The organism is Arthrobacter sp. NPDC056691 (assembly GCF_042791415.1).
GTDB lineage: Bacteria > Actinomycetota > Actinomycetes > Actinomycetales > Micrococcaceae > Arthrobacter.
In genome coordinates, this window is record NZ_JBHTXX010000035.1 from 60,548 (window position 1) to 67,627 (window position 7,080).

The following is a 7,080-nucleotide window of genomic DNA, read 5'->3' on the forward strand; positions in this document are numbered from 1 at the left end:
CTAGGACAGCACCAGCCAGATGCCTACCGCCCCGAGGGCAACGCAGGCCCCCGCGGTCCAGAGGACGGCTGCGGTGTCCGGTGTCAGGCGCCCTGACCGGATTCCCTCGATGCTCCGCCGGTAGCGCCGCCGCTGGGTGAGGTAGATGCCGCTTCCGGCGGTGACGGTCAGCCCGAACATCGCCAGGACGAACGGGCCCTGGTCCGGGATCCAGCGGAGCGTCACGGCGCTCGCGGCAATCAGCGTCAGCACGGTCCGGCCCCAGGCGAGGGCGGTGCGTTCGGGCTGCAGCCCCGGGTCACCGTGAAGCTGACGGTCGGCGTGAAGGGGGCGGCCGCCGTCGTACGGGCCGTTGCCCGGCGGGGGAGCGGGGGCAGGGTTCTCGGTCAACGGTCAGGCAAGAACGACGACGGCGATCACCACCGCCGCTGCCACGGCGCAGCCGGCGGCGAGCAGCGGGCCGATCAGCGGCAGGGGCAGCGGACGGTTGGAACGCAGGCTGCGCTCCACCCGCAGCCAGCGGAGGGCAGAGCCCGCGCTGAGCAGCATGCCCAGCAGGAGAAGCAGGACCGATAGCCCGCGGCGGATGGGTTCCGGGAAGACATCGGACGTGAAGGCCTCCACCGCGATGCCGCCGGCCAGCAGGGCCAGGGAGGTGCGGATCCACGCCAGGAAGGTGCGTTCGTTCGCCAGGGTGAAGCGCGGGTCCGGCTCGGTGCCGCCGGGCAGGAGCCTTTCGGCGAGCCTGCCCCTGCGGGGGTCGGGACCGGACGGGGAAGGCGGGGTGGACGGCACGGTCACAGTCTAGCTTCCGCGCTCCCACCCAACTGACTCGCAGTAGATGTCGTTTTGAGCGCCCAAAACGACATCTACTGCGAGTCAGTTGGGCAGCCGCGCGCACTTATCCGGTTAGTTCCGCCCGGCGGTGGCGCAGCTCCCTCACAGCCCGGTTCAGAGGGGACCCGTGGAACGGCAGCGCTTCGAGATCCACCGAGGCTGCGGCCTTCAGGGCTGCGGCGTTGGCTGATGCGGCGGCCCTCTGCGGCAGGCCGATCTCAGCCGCGAACTCGGCCCAGTGCCGCGCCCTCAGGTTCTTCGATCTGCCCGCGACCGGCAGCGCCATCGTGATGTCACCGTAGACGAGCGTGCAGGGCACGTCATAGACGGGTGCGACGGCGTAGCCGCCTCCGTGCCGGCCGCCCAGGACGGAAACATTCTTGGCGTGCAGGTCCCCGTTGCCGGTCAGCCAGGCGAACAAAAACTGCAGATACAGGTTCCGGGCGGCCACCGCCGGAGCCTTGGATACCCGGGCCAGGGCTGCGACAACTTCTTCCGCGGCCACGCTGTACTTTGATGCCGGCGGCAAACCCAACACCTGCGCCCCGTCCTCCGTCGGCAGGTGCGTCCACTGCCCGCCGTCACTGACCCGGTCGAAGCGTGTGACGAGCAGGCCTGGCAACGCGTTCTTGTCGTGGACGATGGTGGCGGCCGCAACGGGGATTTTCAGCACCTTGGCCGCAGCCAGATGAGCTGCCTCGTTCTGGATGAGGTTGGCGTGGGCTGGCGGGTTCATCTTCAGGATGTATCGGCCGCCGGACAAAGCCAGGGGTGCGGACAGCATGGAAGCGCTGACTTTGGGCTGGACGCCCGGCAGTCCGTGCAGGTCGAGCGCTTCGGCGAGGACGGTGAAGTCCAGGACCGCCGGATCTGTCGTGTCCGCGAGGGGCTCCGGCTCGGCCAGCGCTTCGCCTGCCGGGACGATCTGCACGTCGCCCGGCACATCGGCACCGACGGCCATGATCAGCGTCAGCTCATCGTCGAGGCTGGTCTTGGCAGCATTCTTCAGCACGGTCAGCCGGTGACCCTCGGGCAGCAGGCCCGCGAAGAACGCAGGCAGGCCGCCCCCGTGGGTGACGATAGGTGCCTCTCCCGGCGGCAGGGTGGTGGCAATGCCGGGCAGCCCTGCCTTCAGGTAATCCGGGACATATGTGAATTCAGTACCGCCGTTCTCGGTCCTGGCCAACCGGCCGGCCAGTTCCCCTTGCTTGTAGACGTCGGCGGCCGGGAGGAAGCGCAGCCGCTGCAGGCCACCGGCCATCAGGCGGCCGCCACATGCAGGCCGAGTACGTTCGCAACAGATATGACGGCTGCCAGCGTGGGGTTGCCGGTGCCTGTCTCGATGGCCCGGACGGTGCGCTCCGAGACTCCGGCCAGATCGGCCAGGTCACTCTGCTTCAGGCCAGCTTCCTTACGCGCCAAACGAACTGACAGCCCGATGCCCTGCACGTCTTCTTCTGTCACTGTCCCAGCCCGCTTCCATCGGCATCATGTTGCCGTTTCCGGCCGTTACGACCCACAGTCTGCCCCATACGGGGCATTTCGGCAATATATTGCCGTTTCAGGGCCTGGCTGGTTCTTGGCGGACGCCCACGAGCCGGATCGGCAGGATGTTGCCGGACTTGCTGCCGGGGGAAGTTCAACCGCTAACCCGCGATGCCTTCGCGATGCGTACATGAGTCACCGGGGCCGGAACGTATTGGGGGGACACTCCGGCCCCGGTAACCGGGGGCCAGCCAGTGGGGCCGGAACGTATTGGGGGGACAGTCCGGCCCGGCACTTGACCCGCAGCCTTGCTCAGCGGCTGCGTCCCGTTGGGGTAGCAAGACCACTCTGCCTTGCACAGGCTACGGAAACCTTGAGGAAACTTGGGAAACCTTCCCGCAAAATGGCTGGCACGCTGTGTCCCGGAGCCTGAGGTTGGCCTTGGGGGAGCCCTCTGCCGGCGCCCCGCCCGGACCGCGAATCAGGCAGTCGTCGGCAGGATGTTGTGGTTGTAGCGGAACACATTCTGCGGGTCATAGCGGTTCTTGATGGCCACGAGGCGCTGGTATTTGTCCTGCCCGTAGGCCCGGCGCGCGGCATCCCGAAAGTCCTGCTGGCCGAGTTCGGCGCCCAGGAAGTTGACGTATTCGCCGTGCTCGGAGAACGGCTGCATGAGGGAGTACGCCTTGCGGGCGAAGGCGGTGAGCCGTTCGTCCTCGGACGGGTCCTGCCAGAACCCGTACACGTTGAGCCAGTAGCGCGCGGACCGGTTCGGGAACGCTGTGGCATCTTCCGGTACCCGCCCGAAGGCGCCTTCCAGGTGGTGGATGTCAATCCCGGTCCCTTGCCAGGTCACCTCGGAGGCGAAACCCAGCAGGACGTCCACCACCTCCTCGTCCAGGCGGGAGAACGAGACGTTCTTCCAGTAGCCGCGCGAGCCCTTGGGAAAAACCGTGTCCATGGCACTTTGCCAGTCCAGCCAGGAGGTTGCGCCTACCTCCTGTTCGTCGGGCGGGGCCACGGAACGCAGCTGCTCAACCAGATCCAGGCCGGTCTGATGGTCTGCACCGGCCCAGGCGAATCCGATCACCATCCACGGGTCGTCACCCATTCCGAACCCGGGCGGCAGCACCAGGAAGGAGATGATCGGATTCATCTCCTCAGGCAAGTCCCGGGTCCAGGCGGCGAAGGCCATGAGCGCGTTGCGCCAGTGCTGCTGCCGGTAGAAGAGGTTTCCGCCCAGCGGCGACGGCAGCGGGTGCGCGCGGAAGGTAAAGGAGGAGACCACGCCGAAGTTCCCGCCGCCTCCGCGCAGCCCCCAAAACAACTCGGGATTCTCCTGCCCGCTGGCGTGCAGGTGGTCTCCACCGGAAGTAACGACGCCGGCGGCGTCCAGGTTGTCCAGGCTCAGGCCGTAGGATCGCGTCAGCCAGCCGACGCCGCCGCCCAGGGTGAGTCCGGCCACCCCGGTTCCGCTGATCACCCCCAGCGGAACGGCCAGGCCGTGTGCCGCCGTCGCCCGGTCCACGTCTGCCAGCGTCGCCCCGGGTTCCACCGAGACGAGCCCGTTCCCGGCGTCGACGTGCACACGCCGAAGCGGCCCCAGATCCAGAACGAGGCCGCCCGCAACAGTGCCGTGCCCGGCAATGTTGTGCCCGCCGCCGCGGACAGCCAGCGCCAGTCCGCTGCGCCGCACGGCGTCGAGCACCGCGCCGATATCCGAGACGGCGCCAGCCCGGGCCACGGCGAGCGGACGGACATCCACCATGCCGTTCCATACAGCGCGGGCTTCCTCGTAGAGCGGATCCCGCGGCTCGATCAGCTGTCCGGACAGCCGCCCGCGCAACTCCTGCAGCGCCTGCTGGATCTCACGTTCGGGGCCGTTGTGCTGAGCTGTAGCCATCGGTCGATGCTTCCGGGTCAAAGGGTGGGTGCGCGGCCGGACTCGGCGCGCCTGTGAGGTTACCGAGGTGCGGCATGCCTGCCTGAGTCCGTGTCCGAGCCCGACGTCGGAACGAAGTTCCAGTCGAAAGACCCGTCGGCCCGCAGGGTCAGCCGAAGGAAACCGTGGGTGTTGCTGAACCGCTTCACGATGAAGGAAGGACTGCTGGTGAACGATCGCAGACCGATGCCTCCCGTGGAAACCTGGAACGCTGTCATCCCATCCTTGACGCACTGGTCAGCGTTGTTCACCGGACATGAGCGTTCGTAGTTGTGTTGTGACCCGGACAGGGTGAGCCGCACCCGATGCTTCCACATCACGTCGATCCACGGTTTGAGTTCAGTGGACCGCCCATGTGCGTCGGTGTTCGACGTGAAGTACGGGTCGTGGTGCACCACCGCCAGGTACTTTCCCGCCGCCCGCGCGGCAGCGAGATCCTTGTCCAGCCACGCCGTCAACGCCCGGGCCTGTACCGGGTTGTACCGCCAGTGCGCGGAGGACAGGAACGCGAAGTGCCACCGCCCGAAGTCCTTCGAATACGGTTGCCCGTTCCCGATGAACCCACGCTGCTGGTTGATCGCAGCCTTCGCGGGGGCACCCGGGCATTGGCCGTTCATGAAGTTGTCCAGGTCTTCGTTGCGTCCGGGTTCCCAGTCATGGTTGGGTGCGGACACCCAGTACAACCTAGGTTTCGTGCCACCCCAAAGCGGTGTCCAGTAGTTCACGTAGTCAGCGCAGTACGCGGTGCTGTACTGGAAGTCCCCGAGCCCCAGGAACGCATCAATCTGGTTCTTCTGCACGAGCCGGGTGATGGCCGCGGCGTTCCGCCCGGACGGGCTGTCCGGTGCGGCCGTGTTCGCGCCGTTCATGTCGCCGACAGCAGCGATCCTCACGTCACCCGGACGTGAAGCGGTCTCGATGGGTGACGGTGTGGGTGGCCCGGCGAGAGTCGTCGTTGGTTGCGGCACTTCCCCATCGGCGCTCCCGCTGCCGATGGCGAGGGACACGCCCCAGAGGCCAGCGACGCCGAGGAGAAGAGCGGACGTTCCAGCGATAACACGATTGCGGCGCATGGGGCTTCGCCTCCCTTAATCGGGGTGCGGTGTGCACTGCTTCGGGCAAACTGCTCCACTCCAAGTGTCCGCCGGGACCCTCTTGTGATGTCCAGAGTTTAAGTTCACGGCCTGCGCTGGGCAACAGCGGATTTGTTCATCGCCGGGGCATTAACGCCCGACGGCGATCGTCCGGGCATCCGCTGTTCGCGTGGTCGCCAATCACCGTTAGGTTCCACTTTGTGATGATGTCGGGTGTTCAGTGTTGTCACGCGTCCTGCTTGTAGAAACGATCCAAAGCATTAGCGCGATGGCTGTCGCGGCAGCGCCGCCGGTCATGATCGCGGTCCATCCTCCGAGCTGCCAGAGCGCGGTGGCGAGTGTGGAACCGGCGGCCCCGCCGATGAAGTTGCTCACCACATACGCCGTATTGAGACGGCTGCGTGCCTCGTGGTCGACGGCAAGAACACGGGCCTGAGTCAAGGTCGAGGCCGCCCGCACCGCAATGTCCAGAAGAATGATCACTGCGAGCAGCACAACGATTGATGTGGCCCCGATCCAGGCGAGGAAAAAGCACACCAGGGTGAGCGCCAGGGCTGCGCTGATGGCGGGCCTGGACAAGCCTCGATCGTGGAGGCGCCCGGATCGTTGTGCTGCGACGGCGCCGGCGATTCCCGCCAGCCCGACCAGCCCGATCGTGGTGACGGAGTACGAGAACGGTGGGGACGCGAGCAGAAACGTCAGGGCCGTCCAGAAGAGCGTGAGGACGCCGAAGGCAGTTCCAGCGACGAACAGTGACATGCGAACGGAGGGGTGTCGTTTGATCACGCCGAAGGTGGAGCCGAGCAGGGCTGCGTAACCCAGCTTGGCTCGCGGAGCCATCGGTGGAATGGTCCGCCGCAGGAGGACCGCCGAGGCAAGGGCCAGGGCGGCAGCTACGGCGTACGGCGCCCGCCACCCGAACGCGTCGGCGAGAAGGCCACTGATCGTGCGGGAAGCAAGAACTCCGATCATCAGCCCCGACGCGACGGTGCCGATCACGTGACCGCGCTGGCCGGGCTCGGCGAGGTCACCGGCAAGCGGCGTCAGTAGGGGCCCGGACACTGTTGTGAGGCCAACCAGGACCAGGGCGACGAGCAACACTGCAAAGGTCGGAGCTACGGCAGCGGCAGTAAGGGCGGCCGCGCAGAGGAGCATCATCAGCGGCAGGAGACGTCGTCGGTCCACGACATCACCTAACGGAACGATCAGGAAGGTGCCGACGGCGTATCCGACCTGCGCGGTCGTCACCAGCAACCCGGCAGCCCCAAGCGACGTTCCGAACGAGGACGCTATCTCCTCAAGCAGCGGCTGTGCCCAGTACAGGTTGGCCACGGCCGCTCCACCCGCCACCGCAAAGAGCAGGATCATGGCCCGGTTGATTCGTGCCGGCGCCGGTGCAGTTATTGACTTCAAGGTTGTCCTTCTGATCGGTGTTGGCCGGAATCGTGGACGGAATTACAGGCTGGCTTCGGCGTCCAGCCGGGTCGGTTGGGACGTTGCCCGGGTCCGGGCCAGGACCAGGAGCGTCAGCAGACCGAGGACCGCCATGATGATGGCGATGGTCAGCGGGCCAAGGACGCCCAGGGCCGATTCGAGCGCCGACGCGCCAAACCCTGTGCCGATGGCGGTTCCACCGTTGAAAGCAGATACGGAAACTGCGGCTGCCAGTGTGGGTGCACCCTGGGCGAAGCGGACTGCGAGGCCGGTTCCGACCGGCGGTAT

General features: G+C 66.8%; 7 protein-coding genes and 1 pseudogene. All 8 read right to left on the bottom strand.

The window, feature by feature from the left end; genetic code table 11:
* Complete coding sequence (locus ACFRAU_RS21865; protein WP_378001458.1) at positions 1–390, bottom strand: DUF202 domain-containing protein; 390 nt, start codon at positions 388–390, stop codon at positions 1–3.
* Positions 391–393: 3 nt separating this feature from the next.
* The gene (locus ACFRAU_RS21870) at positions 394–795 is read right to left on the bottom strand and encodes a YidH family protein (RefSeq protein WP_377993469.1); all 402 of its coding nucleotides are present in this window, start codon (positions 793–795) and stop codon (positions 394–396) included.
* A 106-nt stretch (positions 796–901) separates the two neighbouring features.
* Positions 902–2,098 (bottom strand): type II toxin-antitoxin system HipA family toxin, encoded by a 1,197-nt coding sequence (locus tag ACFRAU_RS21875; protein ID WP_378001459.1) that lies wholly within the window; start codon positions 2,096–2,098, stop codon positions 902–904.
* Positions 2,098–2,301: a helix-turn-helix transcriptional regulator gene (locus ACFRAU_RS21880; RefSeq protein WP_377993471.1), complete on the bottom strand. Its 204-nt coding sequence runs from the start codon at positions 2,299–2,301 to the stop codon at positions 2,098–2,100. The genes ACFRAU_RS21875 and ACFRAU_RS21880 overlap by 1 nt, the downstream gene beginning before the upstream one ends.
* 502 nt (positions 2,302–2,803) lie before the next feature.
* Entirely contained in the window at positions 2,804–4,225 is a 1,422-nt protein-coding gene (locus ACFRAU_RS21885) for an FAD-binding oxidoreductase (protein WP_378001460.1), read from the bottom strand.
* A 59-nt stretch (positions 4,226–4,284) separates the two neighbouring features.
* Positions 4,285–5,337, bottom strand: coding sequence for a hypothetical protein (locus tag ACFRAU_RS21890; RefSeq protein ID WP_378001461.1), 1,053 nt, complete (start codon positions 5,335–5,337; stop codon positions 4,285–4,287).
* Between the two features lie 207 nt (positions 5,338–5,544).
* The gene (locus ACFRAU_RS21895) at positions 5,545–6,771 is read right to left on the bottom strand and encodes an MFS transporter (RefSeq protein ID WP_378001462.1); all 1,227 of its coding nucleotides are present in this window, start codon (positions 6,769–6,771) and stop codon (positions 5,545–5,547) included.
* A 42-nt stretch (positions 6,772–6,813) separates the two neighbouring features.
* Positions 6,814–7,080 (bottom strand): annotated as a pseudogene (locus ACFRAU_RS21900) (MFS transporter); the annotation flags it as partial.